This is a genomic window from Bacillus cereus group sp. MYBK5-2 (assembly GCF_051915685.1).
Lineage (GTDB): Bacteria > Bacillota > Bacilli > Bacillales > Bacillaceae_G > Bacillus_A > Bacillus_A cereus.
Genome location: NZ_JBQAFE010000001.1, coordinates 1,006,032 through 1,027,275, shown reverse-complemented (window position 1 = coordinate 1,027,275; position 21,244 = coordinate 1,006,032). Strand labels below are relative to the sequence as shown.

Genomic DNA, 21,244 nt, shown 5'->3' with positions numbered 1-21,244 from the left:
CTCTTTATAAGGATATCAAAAGCTCCTGCTCACAACTGAACAGGAGCTTCAAATCATTCATCAACACTTAACGCTCTAACGATTCGTATTCGATTATTCTTTTTTCGTATCTACTACTTTAATATCTTCAGCATAAATCTTTTCTGCATAGTCTTTAATGTTTTTCCAGCTATCTTTCGCAATGTTTAAATCTTCTTTAATGAAAACTAGGTCGTTTGGACTAATAGAATCTACATTTTGAAGTAAAGAATTGTATTTTGATCCCATTGTGTACCATTGGTTTGAAATATTTTGTAACGCTGTAATTGCAGTATCAATTGTATTTGTTAAATACTCTGTTTGTGTTTTAATGTTCGTTAATCCTGCTACTTCTAATTGCGCAGTTGTAACTTGTCCTGTTATCTTTTGAATTTCTGCTTGTGCATTATCAAGCTCTTTCTTCGCTAATACGATTCCAGCTGTACCACCGCCTACAGCTGCTGCACCACCTGCAATTAATGCTACTCCTAGCGGTGTTCCTGCGCCCGTAGCAATAACTACTGCACCACCGATAATTGCAATTGGTCCTAGAGCTGTCGCAACAGATGAACCGATAATAATTGCATTATATTTACTAATTGCTTCATTGTACGTTGTAATTTGATTTTGCAGAAGCGGAATCCCTGCATCTTGACTAGCTAATATAGATGTAATTTGATTTGCATCACCCTTGAAGTTTTGCGTATCCGAAGTCATTTTATTTCGGAATTTCTTCAAGTCTTCTACTAACTGATCCACTTGTGCTTTATTTTCATTAATACTACTTGATAATCTAGTTAAGCCTTTCGTAAGAGTCGCTTTATCCTTTGCATCAACTGCAGCAACTAAAGTATCATAATAGTTTTGGAATTTCGTATTGTAGTTAATGATGTTTTGATTCGTTGAAATAAGCTGTGGCTTTAATACATCTAACCATTGCTTCGCATTTCCTCTAGCTGTATCTTGATGCTGAATCACTTTTCCTTTTAAAGCTGCATCAACAGTCGATACATTTCCAAAGTTAACATTACCTTGTTTAATAATTGTTAAAGCATACAGATCCATTACTAAAGCATTTGAACCTGTTCTTTCCATTGCATCTTTCAAGCCTTCTGGTCCTAATGAATATTCTTCATAGTCATTATAAGCTTTTGCTACCGCATGAACTGGAGCTTGTTTCACTGTACTTTCAGCTGCATACGTATGAGCCGGCATAATATTTCCTGCTGCAAATACTGCCATCAGTGCTGATAGAGCCATTACTTTATAAGGTTTTTTTGTCATTTTTCTTCTCTCCCTATATCGCTAATTATTTTTCTGTTTAATGTACTTCAACGTTTGTAACGTAATCTTCAAATTGATTTGTTTGCTTATTCATTTCATCACTTACTTTTTTAATTTGATTGAAATGTTTTTGAAGTAAACTACTGTCTGTATACGTGCCTTCTTCAACATTCGTTTGAATTTGGATCATATTATTATTTAAAACTTTCCAATCCGTTAATAACGTTTCTAAAGTTGTAATTTGACGATCAATTAATTCTGTAAAGCTATTTACTTGATCTTCAACGAATGTAATTTGAGTCGCCTCTGCTTCAGTTTGTGATAACTTTTGAATAAGTGGTAATAACTCTTTTTGCTTTTGTTGAATGCGAAGAGCTGCTTCTCTCGTTTGACTATCTGCAGCATTTACAATTTCATTACTTAAAGTACCGATAGAAACAAAATCAATTGTTTTCGTTTGTGCAGTTTGATTTGTGATTGTAAATACTTGTTTACCGATATTAATAGAACCTTTAATGATTTCTTGAGGTCTATTCAAAATAGTAGTTAGTTCAGCTTGAATTTCTCCTTGAATTCTTTTAATATCTTCTCTTAATTTCACAATATCTCCACTTGATCCTTGTAGTGTTTTTATTGCTTCATCGGCTTTAATTGATAAGTTGTTACTATCTTTGTCTAATACTGTTTTAAATCGATTTAACTCTAATAAATCTTGCTCCATACTCTCTTGGATGCTCTGTACTTGCAATTGTAATTTTCCATATGCACTCATAAAATCTGCTTTTGCTTGCTGATCTTCATTTACGTTTCCTGCTAGTTCATAGAGCTTACTATAATAGCTATTAAATCTAGTGCTGTATCTCATCATCTCTTGATTTAAGTCAATTAGCTTCGGATTATATTCATCAATCCACTCTCGTACATTCGCCTTTGCAAACTTTTGATGATTCGTTAAGCTACTCATCGCATTTACCTTAATGTCTGGCTGTTGCAAAATAATTAATCCGTATGCTTGAATAAGCGGTGATTGTGATCCTAACATTCTAATTGAATTGGATAATGTATTTGGAGCAATTACATTTTGCGCATATACTGTTTTCACTTCCGTTTGCCCCTCCTTAGCGTAAGCGCTTACAGGAATGAAGCAACTCGTAGATACTGCTGTAACCAATAACCCTGTAATTAAAGTCTTTTTCACTTTAACTCCTCCTATGTATTAGCAACTATTACTATCGCATTTTATTATTCTATTTTCTTGCCCATAATTTGAGATGATTAAAATAGAGAACGTTCTCACCGTGATCCATGTATGAACCACCTCTCTCGTATTGCTACAGTACTTACTTATCGTCACAAAACATTTTATTATTTTTCATATGTGTTTAGTATGAATAATATTGTATAAATTTTCTATTTCATCGAAATTCTCACATTCACACAGTGAATATATTACATAAAAATATTATTCATTTTAAACTAAACAACATACGTAAATATGAAATTTCGTTTTGTTTTCATATAAGTTTTGTACTGTAAGGTCATTTAAACACAGCTGTTTATATAACGTAAAGAAGTATTTTCATTCCCTTTATTTTCAAGCTTTCATGTCCTTATTTCAAAATATAATCCTATTCACTTTATCGATTGAAATATCTACATATCACAACAGAAAACACTACTTGCAAACAACCGGTAAAATTATATTGATATAATTTTTAACCCCGTATGCAATTATGCATAGCATATACACAAAAAGGATAGCTTCATTTTCATGAAACTATCCTTAAAAAATCTTCTTATTTTTTCAAATGATATGGAACTGTCGTAATAACAACATTTCTTTTATAAAGTAAATACGCACGTATGAGTAAACTGGATTGATTATGAAGAATGTTATGCCAACCTTTTTTCGGAATGAACTGTGGTATAACGACCGTAACGCGGTAATTCGATTCACTTGCCTTATATTGCACTGTATCAATGAACTTCGTTAACGGCTGAATAATACTTCTATAATGAGAATGTAATGTAACAAGCCTTACTTCAGGTTGCCACACCTTCCATTTCTCTTCAAATTTCTTTTCCTCTTCTCTGTCAAAAGCAACATATACAGCGATAACTTGATCTGCAGAAAGAGATTTCGCATAGTTCAATGAATTTTCTACTACATGCGTCATACCTGCTACAGGAACGACAATTACATTCCCCTCAATTGGAATAAGAGGTTCACAAGTTTTTAAACTTAATTGATCACCCACTGCATCATAATGCTTCTTAATTCGATGAAACAAGAAGATAATAACTGGTAAGAAAATAAGAATCGACCAAACTTGTGCAAATTTAGTTAAAAAGAACATGCTCATTACGATAAAACTAATAACTGCACCAATTAAATTAACCGTTAATTTTAAAACCCATCCTTCAGGTTTTTCGCGAAGCCACTTTAATACCATCCCTGTTTGAGAAAGTGTAAATGGAATAAATACCCCTACTGCATATAACGGAATTAAATGTTCTGTTTGTCCTTGGAAAGCTACAATTAAAATAATCGAAGCAACTCCAAGTATTATAATACCGTTTGAGTAACCTAGACGGTCTCCTCTAATCGTAAACATTCTCGGTATGAATTTATCTTTTGCGAGGTTAACCGCTAATAAAGGAAATGCAGAATAGCCTGTATTAGCTGCGAGAATTAATATTAAAGCTGTTGTACCTTGTATGAAATAGTACATGAAATTACGTCCAAATGTTTGTTCAGCAATTTGAGAAACAACTGTTACTTCTTTACTCGGCGTCACTCCGTAATAATAAGCTAAAAATACAATTCCTGAAAATAACACAGCAAGTAATGCACCCATTGCAAGCAATGTTTTTGCAGCATTGTTTGGCGCAGGATCTTTAAAGTTCGGAATTGCGTTTGAAATTGCTTCAACACCTGTTAAAGCAGAACTACCTGATGCAAATGCTCTTAACAGTAAAAACAAACTAATACCCGCAACCGGCGTTCCGATCGGCGTGTGTAAAGTTGGTGAAACGTGACCAGTCAAAATATTATATATGCCTACACCAATTAATATAAATAGGGCTAAAACAAATAAATAAACAGGATATGCTAAAACAGAAGCTGATTCCGTTACTCCTCTTAAATTTAAGATCGTAATAAATATAACAAATATAATCGCAATGATTACATTATGTGCATGTAAACTAGGAAAAGCAGATGTTAGCGCATCTGTACCTGCAGATACACTTACCGCAACAGTTAAAATATAGTCGACTAATAAAGATCCTCCAGCAATTAAGCCTGGATTCATCCCTAAATTTTCTTTTGATACAACATACGCTCCCCCGCCATGCGGATAAGCAAAAATAATTTGACGATAAGATAAAATAAGGGCTGTCAATAATACTAATACCCCAACAGCGATTGGAATGGAATACCAATAAGCGATCGCTCCCACACCTGCTAAAGCAATTAAAATTTGTTCTGGACCGTAAGCAACTGATGACAATGCGTCAGAAGATAAAATAGCTAAAGCTTTCGTTTTATTAAGCTTTTGTTCTCCAAGCTCTGTTGATTTTAACGGTCTTCCAATTAAAAATCTTTTAATAGATGAAACCAATGCTGTCCACTCTCCAATAATTTTGTACGAACTTTTCTGCTTGTTACAGCCAGTAAACGATTTCTTCAGAAAACAAAAAATGTCTACAAGCCATAGCGAAATAGACTTGTAGACATTATTTTTTTTGTCGCACAAGCTCCACCTTCCTTCTCAATATAACGCTTACGAGGTTAGCTGTCGGATTCGGGCCTATGAGTAGCCCTACCTTTTTCAAGGATTCACCCCATCGGATTATGTACTAATCCGTAAAAACGGGTCCCCCGTACCATGCGGTTTCAGCGATTTAGAAAATTGAAACTGTGGATTATAATACTCCTTTATTTTCAAAAAGTAAACAAAAATTTTTAATAAGAAAAAAATTAAAATGATTGCGCATAATCCGCTGAGAAATATACATAATGAATATTAAAAATCCGCAAAGGAGACCCATATGTCTAAAGAAAAGAAGCCTATTTTTTCCGATTCATATTTAGATGCAGTAGCAAATGAAATTAATCAGTTATATGGTAAACGTGAACAGGAAATAAATTTGACAGATAGAACGAAAAGAAATAAATAATTTGTCATACAAAAAAATAAAAAAGATAGCAATACACTTATATATTGCTATCTTTTTTATTTTTTCATACATCTAATTCTATTACAGATTTGTTAAAGGTCATCTCTTCATACACCTTTAAATTTTGATATATAGATTCTAATAATGGTGCCGCTATAGAAAATTTCTCTGCTACATCCAGTAAATATCCTTGCAAGTGCTTCCCTTCAATAAACGAACCCTTTTCCATATCACGTTGCATTGATGACTTCATATCATACGAAATTTTATCAATCGTTTTCATATGTTCCTGGGCAATATTAGCCTTTACTGGAGCTCCTAATACTCTCATGATTTGTACAGATTCCTCAAACACATTACGGATAAAATCACGGCCGCCTTCACTTTCACGGATTGGTCCAATTGGTGCACGCATTAACGTTGTCACACCTGACATTACAGTAATAAATAAATATTTATGCCACATATCTTGCGTAATATTTTCACTTAAAACAAAACTAGATTTCGTACCTGAAAATGCTTTAGAAATATGCTTTACTCTCTCTGAATTTTGAGACTTAATTTCTCCAAACACAAGTCTGTTGGCAGCGCTGGTTTGTACAATTTCTCCTTGATCGTTTAACGTCGTCTCGATAAAGCATAAACCGCCAATTACTTTTTCTTCGCCGAATTCTTTTTGTAATAGCGATAAATGAGCGATACCATTTAACAATGGAATGATTACAGTATTTTCGCCAACAAACGGCTTCAAATCTTGAATTGCCTCGTTTAAGTGATACGCTTTTGTTGAAAATAAAATAACATCAAATGGAGAAGTTCGCTCTTCTTTCGTTATTAATTTCGGTCGGAAGGAAAAATCCCCGTTAACACTTCGGATTACAAGTCCTCTTTCCTCTAATTGTTTTTTCCGTTTACTACGAACAAGAAACGTGACATCTTCTCCCTTCTCGACTAATCTGCCACCAAAAAATCCTCCGACTCCACCAGCGCCTAATACTAAAATCCGCATACAGCATCCCCCTTTTCAAAATACAATTTTATAACTTTTAGTATACATAACATTATACATGTTCCCTGCTAAATAAGCTGAATTTTCACTCTCAATTGAGTATAAAAGAGTGGTTATTTTCAAATAAATTTGGGCATGTTGTTTCTATAGCATATATGGAAAGGACACAATGTAGATGGAGGCAATACAATCAATTGAGGAAAAAGGTGTAGCAACAGCTATATTTCAATTTATATTCCCGTTTTCGTTTAAAGCTGGACATGAACAAGAGATGTTCCCTTTCTTACAAAAAAACGATTTTCGTCCTTTTCGGCTCGATCATCTCGATGATGAAAATACATATTATGGGGAGTTTAAAGTTTCACATCAAAATATGGAAGCATACTATCTTTCATTTACAAATAAAATTCTCTTTCCTCACTCAGAGCATCAAAAGGGCTTGCAACGTTATTCAAAGGACCTTAACTTAACTGGACATTTAACAACAAACCTTATTTCAATTCCATTCAAGATACACTCTATTGATGTCACACTTTGTCCTTATGAACTTGGCTTCTTAACAATTCGAACAGAAGTAAACACTGCTCCAAACATGACTTTATCTGAAGCAATCGAATTCGCTGCTCGCTTCCGTGTACTTGAAACTAAAAATGATACAAATGAGACTATTTGTATTGAATGTAACGGAAAAAAGTATTCCCAAGTTGAAAAATTCATTTTTGGTTATTTATTTCATGGTGTAACTGATTTCTTTGAAAAGAAGAGATTAAGAAGTTCATACTTTCAAACCTTCCCTTTCTTCGAAGACCAAAGAATGTACGTCCAAACTTTATTGTCACTAAAAGAAGGTATGGAGCTTAATGAAGTGGATGTTTATCGTACTTCTAGTCTTTCCGGATTAACAAGTGATGGTAAGCCATATGTGAGCGCAAATAACCTTCCTTACATTCATGACTATTTAAAAAAACACGCTTACCAGAGATGGGCTCCAAATCGTTATTTCATAATGGAAGAACATATTTTTACATGTGTAACAAATGAAGGAGAACGTAAAATCGCTAAACTTGCTAGTCAAATGTACGGAGAATTTTATTACGCTTTATTATTAAACCTATTCCATAAAATTGTTTTATTAAAAATGGCTAACGCCTATGCTGAGCTAAACATTGAACAAGATACTAATGAAATAGAGAAATTAATTTATTCGATCAATTCGTTCACTGCTAATTATTTTTCTTTAGAATTAGTATCCCAATCACAAAGTGAAGATATTTTCTTTCGTTTAAGAAAACTTTTTAATATTGAGGTTCTATACTCGAACGCGAAACAAAATCTTGATAGTTTGTTTAAATATCAAGAAAATGTCGCCTCTAAAAAAGATAGCCTCTTATTATTAATTTTAACGCTCTACTCTGTAGTAGGCCAAATGTTAGGGTTTACTATGATTGACCTTTTAAGAAACACCGATTCAAACAAAATATCGTCACCTCTTGAATTTTTCGCTCTATTAATTGCGATTAGCGGCATTGTCATTTCACTTATTTTAGGAGCCCAAAGTTTATACCAATGGGGTCTACAGCATAAACGAAGAAAAGCTTGGGTAAAACAAACTGTACTTTCTGCCGTTAAAGAGAAAGAAGATAAAAATTAAAAAAGGTTATTTTCAAATTCTTGGCGCGCTGCATTAAGTGAAATTTTTATGAGCGATTTTCCGATTATATCGGCGCAACTCGAAATATATCAGCGATTTTTTTAATATATCGACTTACCGACAAATGACAGGACCGGATAATAAAAAAAGGGTGCTCCAAAATAAAACTTGGAGTACCCCTTTTATTATACGAATTCAGTTTACTTCCCTGCTTCGATTTGCTCTAATGCAGCAGCTACTTGCTCTTCCGTTAATTCATGTTGTATTACGTAGCGGTTACGTGGACTTACACGACATTCATGAGAACATGCACGTAAATATTTCGCTTCGTTTTCTTCAGAACATAAAATTTTCTTATTACATTCTGGATTTGAACAGTTTACATAGCGCTCACAAGGTTCACCTGTAAAGTGGTCTTTACCAACGATAACATGTTCTTTTTGGTTTACTGGTACAGCAATACGCTCATCGAACACGTAACATTGTCCATCCCAAAGCTCACCTTGTACCTCTGGGTCTTTTCCGTACGTTACAATTCCGCCGTGAAGCTGACTTACATCTTCATAGCCTTCACGAACTAACCAACCAGAAAACTTCTCACAACGAATTCCGCCTGTACAATAAGTTAAAATCTTTTTACCTTCAAGTACTTCTTTATTTTCACGAATCCAATCTGGTAATTCACGGAATGATTCGATATCAGGTTTAATCGCACCTTTGAAGTGACCTAAATCAAATTCATAATCATTTCGTGCATCAATGATAACTGTATCTTCTTGTTTCATTGCTTCATAAAAATCTTTTGGCTCTAAATACTTCCCAGTTATTTCGTGTGGGTTAATGTCATCTTCTAGACGAAGTGTAACTAACTCTGGACGAGGACGCACGTGCATTTTCTTGAATGCATGACCATCAGCTTCATCTATTTTAAATACGATACCGTCAAAACGTGGATCATTGTTCATTGCTTCCATGTATTTCTCTGTTTGTTCTACAGTTCCAGAACAAGTTCCGTTAATACCTTCTTTCGCTACAAGAATTCTTCCTTTTAATTCAAGTGAATTACAAAATTCTAAATGCTCTGCCGCGAATTCTTCTGGGTTTTCAATTGTTGTGTACATGTAATATAGTAATACTCTGTATGGTTTTGTAGTTGCCAATGTATTTCTACCACCTATCTAATTTTTAAAATCATGTATAAGTTAACGTTCATATCAAAACATATATAATAAGAAAATGAATCCCATTTTCTTTTCTTTATACTATTTTCTATCAGTTAACAAAAATAAAAAACAAGATTACACATCAAAACACTATGGTTATGTTGTAATCCCAATATATTATATATCATACAAATGCAATTCCATCAATTAATATGCTGGATTATCGGCTTTATGTTCACATAAATTTCAAAATTGACCCTTTAATTTATTATGTTTCCCCACGTCATCACACCATAAACTCCCAATTTATTTTACGTTATCACACCATCCATTGCATAAAGGCATATAATTTGCATTAAGGAAACTTTCGTGTTCAAATGAAATTATCATATAACATATCTAAATGTATTGAAATAATGAGTAAGAATAAATACAATAATTTCATCAAGTTAACATTTTAAAGGGGAAAACTACTATGAATAAAGATATAACAAAAGATGAACATCTCCCTTCTGAAAGTACAACCGTACAATCAGCTCACTTAGCTTTAAGTGGAGAAACAAAAGGCTGGAAAAGACTGTTACCATTTTTAGGACCCGCTTTTATAGCGTCCGTTGCTTATATTGATCCTGGCAACTTTGCTACAAATATCGCAGCTGGTTCACAATATGGATATTTACTATTATGGGTTATACTCGCCTCTAACTTAATGGCTGTATTAATCCAAACTTTATCAGCTAAATTAGGAATTGCTACAGGAAACAATTTACCCGAAATAGCTCGTGAAAACTTTCCAAAGCCTGTGTCTATCGGTTTATGGATACAAGGTGAACTAGTTATTATGGCTACAGATTTAGCGGAATTTATTGGAGCTGCATTGGGGCTTTACTTACTATTTGGAATCCCGATGCTACCTGCCGCTTTAATTACAGCAGCCGGATCATTTATTATCCTTGAATTTCAACGTAGAGGATTTCGTCCACTAGAAGCTATTATTACAGGAATGATTTTCATTGTAGTAATTGCTTTTGGGATTCAAGTTTTTTATGCAAAACCAGAATTAAGTCCCCTTCTTTCAGGACTATTTATTCCAAAATTCCAAGGTGTAGACAGTATATTACTTGCAGCAGGGATTTTAGGTGCGACAGTTATGCCGCATGCAATATACTTGCATTCTGCATTAACACAACGCCGTGTGGTCGGAACAACTGACGAACAAAAGAAAAAGATTTTTCGTTTCGAATTTATCGATATTATTATTGCAATGGTTATTGCTGGAGCAATTAATGCAAGTATGTTAATTGTTGCTGCTGCACTATTCTTTAAAAACGGCTTGCACGTTGAAGATTTAGATGTTGCTTACACTCAATTTACCAACTTAGTAGGTCCTGTATCAGCTGCTTTGTTTGGAATTGGGCTCTTATCAGCAGGACTATCTAGCTCTTCTGTCGGTACAATGTCGGGTGATATTATTATGCAAGGTTTCATTCGCATGCATATTCCGTTATACTTACGCCGATTTATTACAATGATTCCACCATTAGTTATTATCGCTTTAGGTGTAAATCCAACTTATGCTCTAGTCATGAGCCAAGTCGTCTTATCATTCGGTATTGCATTTGCACTAGTGCCACTTATTATGTTTACAAGTAACAAAAAGATTATGGGTGCACTCGTTAACCACCGTATAACAACATTTATCGCTTGGATAATTGCAGCACTCGTTATCGTTTTAAATATCTTCTTACTGTATCAAACATTTGTAGGGTAATGAAAAAAGGGTATTCCAATTTTAATTTGGAGTACCCTTTTTGGATGAAATGATTTTCTTCTAGTTACCACTTATGTATGCCCCTCTTTCCGGCATCATCACACCATTTTCAGTTCGAAAGTAAAGTGGCAATCCTTCCGCAAAAAACATACTTACTTTGGACGGATCTTGCCTTTGATGATGAATATGTAAATGCGGCTCACTTGAACTTCCTGAGTTACCAACTTGCGCAAGAATATCCCCTTCATTTACACGTTGCCCTTCTTTTACTTTAATTGAGCCTTTCTTTAAATGACCAAGGAACAAAAATGTGCCCGTTTCATCTAGTCGTAAATAAATATGATTACCAGCCATTGACTGAAAATTATCCGATCCCGGAACTAAATCTTGTTCATTATTATTAATTGATACAACCGTCCCAGAAGCTGGCGCCATTACTTTTGCTCCATATATTCCGTAATCCTCTAACTTACTACTTTTCACTTCAGCAGGTGGAATGAGAATATCATATGCCCACCTTTCATTTGGTTTTATAACGTGATAGTTCGTTTCTAACCGATCACCACCCCAACCGATTAATGCTCGTTCCTTCAAAGGAAAACGAACTACTACTTTAGGACTCATAGATTGTATATCTGCTGGGTAAGCAATTCTACCTATATTAGCAAACCAACCGAAAGGCCAAGCTCCAATTATAGAAAACAGAATGATTAAAAATAGCGTTCTATCTATCCGCTTTCTAAAAATGCCTTTCCAAAAAAATATTATTATTGATCCTATTAAGAGAAAAACGGAAATTACACTAAAAGCCTGTATACTCCACCAAACAAAGACTGATGTAACACCATTAGCTACATAAACTAAGATCCAACTTATAATTAAAAAAGAAACTATAATTACTAATAAAAATTTCTTCCACATGTCGCATCCCTACTCTCATATCCTTTTTCTCAATGATACAAAGTAAAAATTACGACATATAAAAGAAATACTTACGACTTTCTTACTTTTTTATACTGCGGTAATTTCACAGTAAAAACTGTTTCTTTATCATTACTACGTACAGTGATATCCCCTTGATGGAGCTCGGCTATACTTTTTGAAATTGCAAGTCCTATTCCTTTACCGCCCGTATGAGAACTACGTGATTTTTCACTACGATAAAACTTCTCAAAAATGTAAGGAAGGTCCTCTTTCGGAATGCATTGTCCAAAATTTTTAATTTCTACTTCAACATTCATTGTTTTATTGAAAATTTCAATTGCAATTCCCTTTCCATCTCTCCCGTACATAATACTATTACCTATTACATTTTCAAATAGTCTCACTATAAGTGTCACATCAACTTCTACATGTAGCACTTCATCACTTTTAATATAAAAGCTCATATTGGCATCATCTAATTGTGGTACAAAGTCAATCATGATTTGTTCAATTAATGCTTTCATATCTACTTCATCTTTATGTAATTCAATCTCTCTATACTTTATTTGACAGTATTCTAATAAATCATCTACTTGATTTTTTAATTCATAACTTTTTCGCTTTAATATACTTACATACTGTTCACATTCTTCTCCATTCGAATGAAGTTTATTTCCTAACAGGTCCGCATAACCGATTAAAGATGTTACTGGCGTTCGTAAGTCATGAGAAATATTACTAATCATTTCATTTTTCATTTCCTGTGATTTTTTTTCATTCTCGATAGACTCTTTTAAACTTTTCGCCATTCTATTAACATTTGCCGCTAGTTCACCAATCTCGTCATTTTTCAAAATAGGTATATGTATTTCAAAATTACCGTCACTTATTTCCTTCACGTTCTTGTTAATTTGAGACAACCTTTTCATCAGTGTTTTTGTCATTAATGCAAAGTATGTTGTAGTAAAAATCAAAAAAACTATAAAATATAAAAATGAATATTTTTCCTCTAAAACATTAACCTGACTATATATATTTCCAACCAAAATTTGAAACACTATTATACTTACAGTCGCTAACAAGATGCTACATATGAATGCGATAAAAAACTTAGCTCTAATGCCTTGTAATGATTTAATCTTCAATTTTATATCCGACTCCCCAAACATTTTGTATAAACTTCGGTTCTTTTGGATTCTCTTCAATTTTATTTCTCAATCTTGCAATATGAACCATTACTGTATTATTACTTTCATAGGCTCTTTCGTTCCAAACGCTCTCATATATTTCTTCAATTGTGAACACACGATTCCTTGCAGCTGCCATTAAGTGTAAAATATCATATTCAGTTTTCGTAAGATTGATTCTCTCTCCATATAACATTACTGTTCTCGACACTTCATCTATTTCTAAACCTCTAATATTTATTTTCTTTTCCATTACTTGGGGAGCATTTTGATTGAAATATGTATACCTTCTTAATTGAGCTTTCACTCTTGCTATAAATTCAATTGTACTGAACGGCTTCACAATATAATCATCTGCCCCAGTACTAAATCCAATTACCTTATCTACATCCGATGATTTCGCGCTTAAAAACATAATTGGTAAACTATGTTTCTCTCTAATCCTTCTACAAAGTTCTATACCATCCATTTGAGGCATCATAATATCCAAAATAGCAAGTTGAATACTGTTATTATTTATTATTTCTAAAGCCTCTTCTCCGTTATGAGCACTAAAAACTTTAAAACCTTCTTGTTTTAAATTCACATTAATAAATTGAATAATATCTTTATCGTCATCTACAATTAATATCGAATTTTTTTCCATTTCCAAACCTCTTTTTTGAAATATATTCCACATCTAAGTTTATCATAAATCAAATCTACCCTTACACCTTGAATAATCTTTATTTTCAGATTAAATTATATAATAACAAATACATTCTATTTTCATGTGAAAAGGAGCGAAAATATGTTTCCTTTATTAAAAACTGAAAGACTTATTTTAAGAGAACTTACCGAAGAAGATGCACCGCGTATACTACAATGCTTTTCTAATACTAATGTACTGCGCTATTATGGCCAAAAACCGTTACAAGATGTTGATCAAGTGAAACAAATCATTCATAACTTTAAGTTGAGTTACAATGCAAGAAGCGGTATAAAATGGGGAATCGAATTAAAAGACAAGAAAGAACTCATCGGTACCATTGGTTTTCACGATTGGTCTTCTGAGCATAAACGAGCCAATATAAGTTATGCCTTTTTGCCTGAACACTGGGGAAAAGGATATGCGACTGAAGCTGTTTCTGAGGTTATATCATACGGTTTCCATACGATTCATTTAAAGCGGATTGGAGCAATTGTATTTCTTGAAAATGAAGCTTCCAATAAAGTACTATTAAAATTAGGTTTTGAAAAAGAAGGCGTTCTAAAAAATTATATGTATCAAGATGATATCCCATATGATACGAATTTTTACGCTTTATTAAAATCAGTTTAATAGAATTTATGTGTAAAAAACCTTACTTTTAAAAAGTAAGGTTTTTTGTATTTATTCATTAGCAATATAAGCATTCTTATAAGTATAAATACCACCAAATTGATGCTTTTCAATTCCTTTTACATAATCCTTTTGTACATATGCTGAGCCAATATGATAAAGCGGCGCCACCGCAGCATCTTCTAATAATACCTGCTCGGCTTCTCGCAACGCTTCCCATCGTTTTTCCGTATCTAGTACAAAATCCGTTTTCGCTTTCTTTATTAATTCATCGTAACGAACATTAGAATAATTCATTTTATTATTCGGATTCCCTGTCGTAAATAACTCTAAATAACTAATTGGGTCTTTATAGTCAGGTCCCCAATTTGCCATAGTTATATCGTAATCACCTATTTGTTCTAACTGTAATTTTTGCTTAAATGGCTGTTGTTTAATTTGTATCGCGAGTCCTTGCAAATTCTTCTCTAAATCACCTTTTATATATTCTGCCATACGTATTGCGTTATCTTGTTCGAACGTTAAGAACCCTAGGTTTACTTGTTCTACCCCAAGCTCTTTTTTCGCTTCTTCCCAAAGTTTTTTCGCATTTTGCAAATCATATGAGGAAATATCTCCATTTTCTTTTCTAAAATCTTTACCAGTCACTTCATTTACATGACCAACTGGTACAAGTCCACTTGCAGGTTTTGCTCCGTTATTAATAAAGTGAGCAACGAAATCATCTTTATTTAACGCTAATGAAATAGATTGACGCACCTTTTTATTTGCTAACGCGTTATTTTTTTCATTAAAACGAAGCATAGCAATTCCAGGATCACTCGACATATGTAATTCCTTATTCCCTTTATACTTGTCTACAACTTGCGAATTAATAGGTACTCGATCCAAATCTCCGGCTTCATATAAATTTACAGCTGTCATTGTATCCTTTAGGATATGAAAGTTTATTTCATCTAATTTCACTTTCTTTCGATCCCAATATGTAGTATTTTTCTTTAATTGAAACTCTTGTTCATGCTTCCATTTTTCTAATACAAATGGACCGTTATATATGAGATTACTAGGTTCCAATGCATAATTGTTTCCTTGTTCTTTCAAAAATGATTCATGCTGTGGTAAGTATATAGGTAGTGCTAACAACTGTAAAAAATACGGAACTGGCTGTTCGAGTTCAACTTCTAACGTATAATTATTTATCGCTTTAACCCCAAGTGCATCAAGAGGCATTGTTCCCTTATTGATCTCTTTCGCATTTTTTACATAAAAGAGCATGGACGCATATTGAGAGGCTGTTTCAGGGTTAATTGCACGTTTCCAAGCAAATATAAAATCATTTGCTGTTACATTATCCCCATTTGACCATTTTGCATCTTTACGCAAGTCAAATGTATATTTCTTACCATCTTCACTTCTTTTAAACGATTTTGCTATGGCTGGAGTAGGCTGATCTTGATCGTTTAATACATATAACCCTTCAAATATATTCTGCATAATGTGTGCTGATGTACCATCTGTTGTTTTCACAGTGTCCAGAGAAGGAATTTCTTCTGATACTGTTACATTTAACACTTGTTTTTTAACCTCTATGTCACTTTTATCCGCTTTATTATTACAAGCTGTTAATAATAAAGATGTAACAAGTGCCATTACCATTAAATGGCTCTTTTTTCGCTTCATGAGTTGTTCTCCTTAAATATAAAATATTATAAAGCGTAATATATTATAGCAGAAATACTAACAGAAAGATGCGACATTCTTTTGAATATTTATTCGTTCAAGAAAAAAGCTATCCTTTTAAAAGGATAGCTTTTTCAACTGCCACATAATTATCTATCTTTGCAGACCTCGTTTATAACGACTTGCTTCAAATATAATACGCTCTTCATCTAACGTTTTACATTCGCCATTCCAAACGACACGTTTTCCGTTAATAATTACATCGCTTATATCTTTTCCACTAGCAGCATATACAAGGTGTGATAACACTTCATCCGCTGGTTGTAAATGCGGCTTATTAGACGGGTCAATCGTAATAAAATCAGCACACTTACCAGCTTCTAGTGACCCTGTTTGTTTCATCCCGATTACTTCAGCAGCCCCTTTAGTCGCAAGTGTAAGAGCTGTTTCAACTGGTAATGCTGTTGCATCTTGGTGAATACCTTTTTGTAATAAAGTCGCTATGCGCATTTCTTCAAACATGTCTAAATTATTGTTAGATGCAACACTATCTGTTGCAATTCCTACTTTTATTCCTGCTTCTAGCATCGCTTTTACATTCGCTATACCAGAACCTAGTTTTAAATTACTATTTGGGTTATGTGCTACTCGAACATCATGTTCTGCTAAAAATGCACGCTCATCATCATTTAATACTACACCGTGTGCAATAACTGTTGGGCGTTTAAACAATCCGCAGCTCGCTGCATATTCTACTGGACGTTTTCCGTACTGTGCTTCAATATCACGTACTTCACGCTCTGTTTCAGAAAGGTGGATATGAACCATTGTTTGATTCTCTACTGCAATCCGTGCGCACTCTTCTAACAATTCTGTACTACATGTATATGGACTATGTGGTGCAACCATCGTAGTTAACATGCCACTTTCGTTATAGTAACGCTTCACATATTTCTCAGCTTCTTCAATCGCTTTCTTTTCATCGTCTTTCGTTCCGAAGCTAAATAAAGTCCTTGAAACAGCAGCTCGCATCCCGCTCCTTGATACCGTTTCCATAATTGCGTCTTGATCTACTCCAATTGGATTAAACATGTCAGAGAATGATGTTGTACCACTTTTCACCATCTCAAGTAATCCTAATTCCGTACTAGCGACCGCAATTTGGGGAGTAAATTGACTTTCCAGTGGCCAAATTCTCGTCTCAAGCCACGGCTGTAATAACATATCATCGCCAATACCTCTTAGGAGACTCATTACAACGTGTGTATGTGTATTTACAAGCCCTGGTAAAACCCACTTTCCTTTCATGTCAATTACTTCATCTACTTCAAAATCATTAGCGAATTCTCCGCTCTTTACATCTATAATTTGATCATTTTCTACAATGATATATCCATTTTCTATCACTTCGTTTTGTTCATTCATCGTTACAATTGTAGCGTTTACATAAGTTGTTTTCAAAAGTATTTCCCCTTTCAACTCTATGAAGTTCCCTTTAATAAGTTACCACCATTATAGTAACTTATTAAAGATTAAGAGTCAAAAGATAATTTTAATTCTTTCGTTATTTTTCCCTTCAAAATGCTATATTGTTTTTCATTTGTATCTGCAAATGCTTCTTCCCGATTTGACTTTTCATCCATATAATTCAATTTCCCATTGAATTGAGTCTCTGTAAAATCAAATCTCTGCCCATCTATAAAGTTATAAAAGTGCCATACCTCTCTTACTTTTGTCTTTTTAATTTCTCCTCCATATATGTCTTGAACGACAAGAGCTGTAACACCACATTGTCCCTTTGCTGGGTTTTCAATTATCCACTTTGAACTTGTTTCAATCGACCACGATTTTATTAGTGCTTCATATATTCTTTTTTCCTTTACATCATCCATTCTAATCTTCCCCTACTATTAATAGTTTTACACATCATATTTCAAAAGAGGCAGTACACGACCCTTAAAGACAGTTGATGGTGTCTCTCCTATTAACTGTGCTCCCATTTTCAAGTAATATCCTTTTGCATTCGGATCACTATCAATCGTAAAACTTTTTAATCCTAGTTCATTGGCTTTTTCTATTACATACTCCCAAAGTATTTTCCCGTAACCTTTTCCTTTGTAATCAGGATGAATGTACAAGAAATCGAGAGCTTTATCATTACGTAAAAATGAGAAAAAACCAATCTTCGCATTATCGTTTTCTAAAACATATACAAAATTATTTTTTATGTATTCTTCTGTAATTGTTAAATCTTCCTTACAAGCAAGTATGAATTCTTCACTATAATCCCACGTTGCTTTTGATTGTAGTGCGAGTTCACTTAATTCATTTGCTTCACTTAATAACGCTTCTCTTATCTTCATGATTCTTTTTCCTCACCTTCGATATGTAAACTACTAAATTGATTCGGAAAGCACTTCAAAAAACCTTTTATTTTCATAAATTAGAGATTATTTTTATAAATCTTTATTATAACCAGTACAATTTTCAACAATTTTTTTAAAGAAAAAGAACGCCATCCCTAAAAGTTGGCGTTCTCTTTTTCTAAAATTTAATCTTCAAACTCACTCATTCATTTTACTATTTTGTACGATACAAACCTATACAGTTTCTACTACCGCTTCAAGCATTGTTCCATTTTTAGCATAATTCGTATGCCAAGAAAAAGCTTTTTCTAAAATATGAGGAGTTTGTCCACCTCTTGTTTTTGCTTCTTCGTAATAAGCACGTAGTTGATCACGATACATTGGATGTGCGCAATTCTCAATAATAAGTTCCACTCTTTCTCTTGGCGCAAGTCCCCTTAAGTCGGCATACCCCTCTTCAGTGACGATAACATCTACATCATGTTCAGTATGGTCTACATGAGAAACGAAAGGAACAATACTTGAAATGTTACCACCTTTCGCAATCGATTTAGTAACAAAGATAGCTAAGCGTGCATTTCTTGCAAAATCACCAGACCCACCAATACCATTCATCATTTTTGTACCTAAAACGTGAGTAGAGTTAACATTTCCGTATATATCTAATTCTAATGCAGTATTAATTGAGATTAATCCAAGGCGACGAATGATTTCAGGATGATTGGAAATCTCTTGCGGACGCATCATTAATTTGTCACGATATTTTTCAAAGTTAGAAAATACTTGTTGCATTTTCTCTTCAGAAAGCGTGATAGAACAACAAGAAGCAAAATTGACTTTTCCAGCATCCATAAGATCAAAAACTGCATCTTGTAAAACCTCGGAATATACTTCTAAATCTTCAAATTCTGAATCTAACATTCCATGCAATACGGCGTTAGCCACTGAACCAATTCCTGATTGTAACGGCGCTAAACGATTTGTTAATCGGCCTACTTTAACTTCTTCTCGAAGGAATTCTATTAAATGCTGTGCCATAATAACAGTTTCTTCATCCGGAGGAACAATTGTCGATGGCGAATCCAATTGATTCGTAAACACAATTCCCTTTACTTTTTCAGGATCAATTGGAATACCGATTGTTCCAATTCGGTCATCTGTTTTCACAAGCGGAATTGGAAGCCTCTCCCCTTGTTTACCTGGTTCATATAGATCATGTAGCCCCTCTAATTGCGCGGATTGAGCCATATTCATTTCAATAATAATAGACTTAGCATTTAAGGAAAACGCTAAGGAATTTCCAATTGAAGTGGTTGGAATAATCATTCCGTCCTCTGTAATCGCAACCGCTTCCAAAATAGCGAAATCTATATCCAGAACGTCAGCGCGGAGTAACTCTGCTGTATGAGACAAGTGTTGATCCACAAATAAAAAGTCTCCGTTATTAATTCCTTTTCGCATAGTCGCGTCAGCTTGGAAAGGTAATCTTTTCCCTAAAATTCCTGCCTCAGCAAATAATTTGTCTACATCCGAGCCTAAAGAAGCCCCAGTATAAACATTTACTTTAAAAGATTCATCATTCTTAACTCGGTTTACAAGCGCAAATGGGACTGCTTTTACATCACCTGCACGTGTAAACCCACTTAAGCCTAAAGTCATTCCACTTTGAATCCAGGAGGCTGCTTCTTCAGGTGTAACTACCCGATCTTTTAGACGTTGATCTCTGATTCTATCTAAATTATTCTCCATATGTAATCCCTCTCTCATTGAATATTCATAATTATTTTACACATTAACACTATCAAAATAGGGATTTTAGTATACAATGCCGAAAATTCAGACAGAACAGCAAATCTAGGTTCTAAAGCAGAAAAATTTAGAATCCTAGAAGCTTACGGAAATAACTAGCGTATGATTGACTAACTGGTACTCTCTCACCATTATCCATCGAAAGTACAAAAGTAGAATGGGTATCAGGATAAATCGCTTTAATATGATTAACATTTACAATAAACGAACGGTGACATCTAATAAATGAATCTTTCGGAAGCAAGTATTCGAATTCTTGCAGAGAGTATTTATGTGTTCCTGATAACTCTTCTGAATTCACGTACGTCTTTTTATCTTTAGCCTCTAAATACATAACCTTTGAAAAAGGAACCGGAATCCAGCCGTCTGTTGTTTTTAAAGTAACGACTGACTTTCCATCCGTTAAAGCTGGATAAATTGCCGTTACGCACCCTTCAAGCTTTCCATTGTTTGAAAATGGTACAGCCATTCCATGATAAGGAATACCAAAAACATCCCGATTCATAAACTCAGATGTTTTTTGATTCATCACCATCGCTTTATGAGCAATCGTTCCTTCCTTTATAGGATCCCCGACACTAATCTTTAAATCAATTCGTTTACTTGGCCGATAGTAAATATATTCTTTCGTATTCGAAACAGCAATTGAAATTTCATCTGAAAATAATTCCCCAACAACATCTAGTAATAAACCTAATGTTCTATCTTCCATTCTATTAACACCTCATTCACTATTATACTACTATTATGAACGAGCATCTGTTGCTTTATAAAAAGTTTGATTTTAGGTTACTTTTAAAATTAGTTTTATTCACTATTACTTCGTTACTACAAAAAACCTCACTTCAGAAAAGTGAGGTTTCCTCTCATACAATATTT

18 protein-coding genes and 1 riboswitch are annotated in these 21,244 nt (G+C 33.9%); of the genes, 4 read left to right on the top strand and 14 right to left on the bottom strand.

From position 1 onward, the window contains the following. Nucleotides 1-93 precede the first annotated feature (93 nt). The 3 genes from nheB to ACTFP3_RS05525 form a co-directional block, all read right to left on the bottom strand. Complete coding sequence (gene nheB / locus ACTFP3_RS05535; protein ID WP_440009565.1) at nucleotides 94-1,302, bottom strand: non-hemolytic enterotoxin NHE subunit B; 1,209 nt, start codon at nucleotides 1,300-1,302, stop codon at nucleotides 94-96. 37 nt (nucleotides 1,303-1,339) lie between these two features. Then, complete coding sequence (gene nheA / locus ACTFP3_RS05530) at nucleotides 1,340-2,500, bottom strand: non-hemolytic enterotoxin NHE subunit A (RefSeq protein WP_000751828.1); 1,161 nt, start codon at nucleotides 2,498-2,500, stop codon at nucleotides 1,340-1,342. Nucleotides 2,501-3,098: 598 nt separating this feature from the next. Beyond that, nucleotides 3,099-4,925 carry an APC family permease gene (locus ACTFP3_RS05525; protein WP_326036084.1) on the bottom strand — a complete coding sequence of 609 codons (1,827 nt, stop codon included), beginning with the start codon at nucleotides 4,923-4,925 and terminating at the stop codon, nucleotides 3,099-3,101. A gap of 144 nt (nucleotides 4,926-5,069) precedes the next feature. Then, a riboswitch (cyclic di-AMP (ydaO/yuaA leader) is annotated at nucleotides 5,070-5,216 on the bottom strand. Nucleotides 5,217-5,355: 139 nt separating this feature from the next. On the opposite strand from ACTFP3_RS05525, the gene ACTFP3_RS05520 reads away from it, so the two are divergent. Further along, a complete protein-coding gene (locus ACTFP3_RS05520) occupies nucleotides 5,356-5,484 on the top strand; it encodes a hypothetical protein (protein WP_000031873.1) in 129 nt (42 codons plus the stop codon). A gap of 64 nt (nucleotides 5,485-5,548) precedes the next feature. Here the strand turns inward: ACTFP3_RS05520 and panE are convergent, their stop codons facing one another. Beyond that, nucleotides 5,549-6,493, bottom strand: a complete 945-nt coding sequence (panE, locus tag ACTFP3_RS05515) for a 2-dehydropantoate 2-reductase (RefSeq protein WP_001221912.1) — start codon at nucleotides 6,491-6,493, stop codon at nucleotides 5,549-5,551. A 175-nt stretch (nucleotides 6,494-6,668) separates the two neighbouring features. Here panE and ACTFP3_RS05510 point away from each other — a divergent pair, with 175 nt between their 5' ends. Then, entirely contained in the window at nucleotides 6,669-8,144 is a 1,476-nt protein-coding gene (locus ACTFP3_RS05510) for a hypothetical protein (protein ID WP_326035990.1), read from the top strand. A gap of 200 nt (nucleotides 8,145-8,344) precedes the next feature. Here ACTFP3_RS05510 and trhO read toward each other — a convergent pair whose 3' ends face one another. After that, complete coding sequence (trhO, locus tag ACTFP3_RS05505; protein WP_000246231.1) at nucleotides 8,345-9,304, bottom strand: oxygen-dependent tRNA uridine(34) hydroxylase TrhO; 960 nt, start codon at nucleotides 9,302-9,304, stop codon at nucleotides 8,345-8,347. A gap of 478 nt (nucleotides 9,305-9,782) precedes the next feature. On the opposite strand from trhO, the gene ACTFP3_RS05500 reads away from it, so the two are divergent. Then, complete coding sequence (locus tag ACTFP3_RS05500) at nucleotides 9,783-11,078, top strand: Nramp family divalent metal transporter (protein WP_001030679.1); 1,296 nt, start codon at nucleotides 9,783-9,785, stop codon at nucleotides 11,076-11,078. Nucleotides 11,079-11,138: 60 nt separating this feature from the next. Here ACTFP3_RS05500 and ACTFP3_RS05495 read toward each other — a convergent pair whose 3' ends face one another. From ACTFP3_RS05495 to ACTFP3_RS05485, 3 genes are all read right to left on the bottom strand, one after another. Beyond that, nucleotides 11,139-11,999, bottom strand: a complete 861-nt coding sequence (locus ACTFP3_RS05495) for a M23 family metallopeptidase (protein WP_000265538.1) — start codon at nucleotides 11,997-11,999, stop codon at nucleotides 11,139-11,141. Nucleotides 12,000-12,070: 71 nt separating this feature from the next. After that, on the bottom strand, nucleotides 12,071-13,171 hold the full coding sequence (locus ACTFP3_RS05490; RefSeq protein ID WP_440009562.1) for a sensor histidine kinase: 1,101 nt from the start codon (nucleotides 13,169-13,171) through the stop codon (nucleotides 12,071-12,073). Then, a complete protein-coding gene (locus tag ACTFP3_RS05485; RefSeq protein ID WP_000414517.1) occupies nucleotides 13,137-13,835 on the bottom strand; it encodes a response regulator transcription factor in 699 nt (232 codons plus the stop codon). Before ACTFP3_RS05485 ends, ACTFP3_RS05490 begins: the two co-directional genes overlap by 35 nt. A 144-nt stretch (nucleotides 13,836-13,979) precedes the next feature. Between ACTFP3_RS05485 and ACTFP3_RS05480 the strand changes: the two genes are divergently transcribed. Next, on the top strand, nucleotides 13,980-14,510 hold the full coding sequence (locus ACTFP3_RS05480) for a GNAT family N-acetyltransferase (protein ID WP_000484225.1): 531 nt from the start codon (nucleotides 13,980-13,982) through the stop codon (nucleotides 14,508-14,510). A 51-nt stretch (nucleotides 14,511-14,561) separates the two neighbouring features. On the opposite strand, the gene ACTFP3_RS05475 is transcribed toward ACTFP3_RS05480, so the two are convergent. The 6 genes from ACTFP3_RS05475 to ACTFP3_RS05450 form a co-directional block, all read right to left on the bottom strand. Beyond that, nucleotides 14,562-16,190, bottom strand: coding sequence for a peptide ABC transporter substrate-binding protein (locus ACTFP3_RS05475; protein ID WP_000823500.1), 1,629 nt, complete (start codon nucleotides 16,188-16,190; stop codon nucleotides 14,562-14,564). Nucleotides 16,191-16,343: 153 nt separating this feature from the next. Continuing rightward, nucleotides 16,344-17,669 carry a bifunctional S-methyl-5'-thioadenosine deaminase/S-adenosylhomocysteine deaminase gene (locus ACTFP3_RS05470; RefSeq protein WP_002023818.1) on the bottom strand — a complete coding sequence of 442 codons (1,326 nt, stop codon included), beginning with the start codon at nucleotides 17,667-17,669 and terminating at the stop codon, nucleotides 16,344-16,346. A gap of 53 nt (nucleotides 17,670-17,722) precedes the next feature. Continuing rightward, the gene (locus ACTFP3_RS05465; RefSeq protein ID WP_000342902.1) at nucleotides 17,723-18,082 is read right to left on the bottom strand and encodes a YunG family protein; all 360 of its coding nucleotides are present in this window, start codon (nucleotides 18,080-18,082) and stop codon (nucleotides 17,723-17,725) included. A gap of 27 nt (nucleotides 18,083-18,109) precedes the next feature. Next, nucleotides 18,110-18,553, bottom strand: coding sequence for a GNAT family N-acetyltransferase (locus tag ACTFP3_RS05460; protein ID WP_000701909.1), 444 nt, complete (start codon nucleotides 18,551-18,553; stop codon nucleotides 18,110-18,112). A 237-nt stretch (nucleotides 18,554-18,790) separates the two neighbouring features. Then, the gene (locus ACTFP3_RS05455; RefSeq protein ID WP_440009556.1) at nucleotides 18,791-20,305 is read right to left on the bottom strand and encodes an acetyl-CoA hydrolase/transferase family protein; all 1,515 of its coding nucleotides are present in this window, start codon (nucleotides 20,303-20,305) and stop codon (nucleotides 18,791-18,793) included. 127 nt (nucleotides 20,306-20,432) lie between these two features. Beyond that, nucleotides 20,433-21,077: a LytTR family DNA-binding domain-containing protein gene (locus tag ACTFP3_RS05450; RefSeq protein WP_000390211.1), complete on the bottom strand. Its 645-nt coding sequence runs from the start codon at nucleotides 21,075-21,077 to the stop codon at nucleotides 20,433-20,435. Between the last annotated feature and the right edge of the window lie 167 nt (nucleotides 21,078-21,244).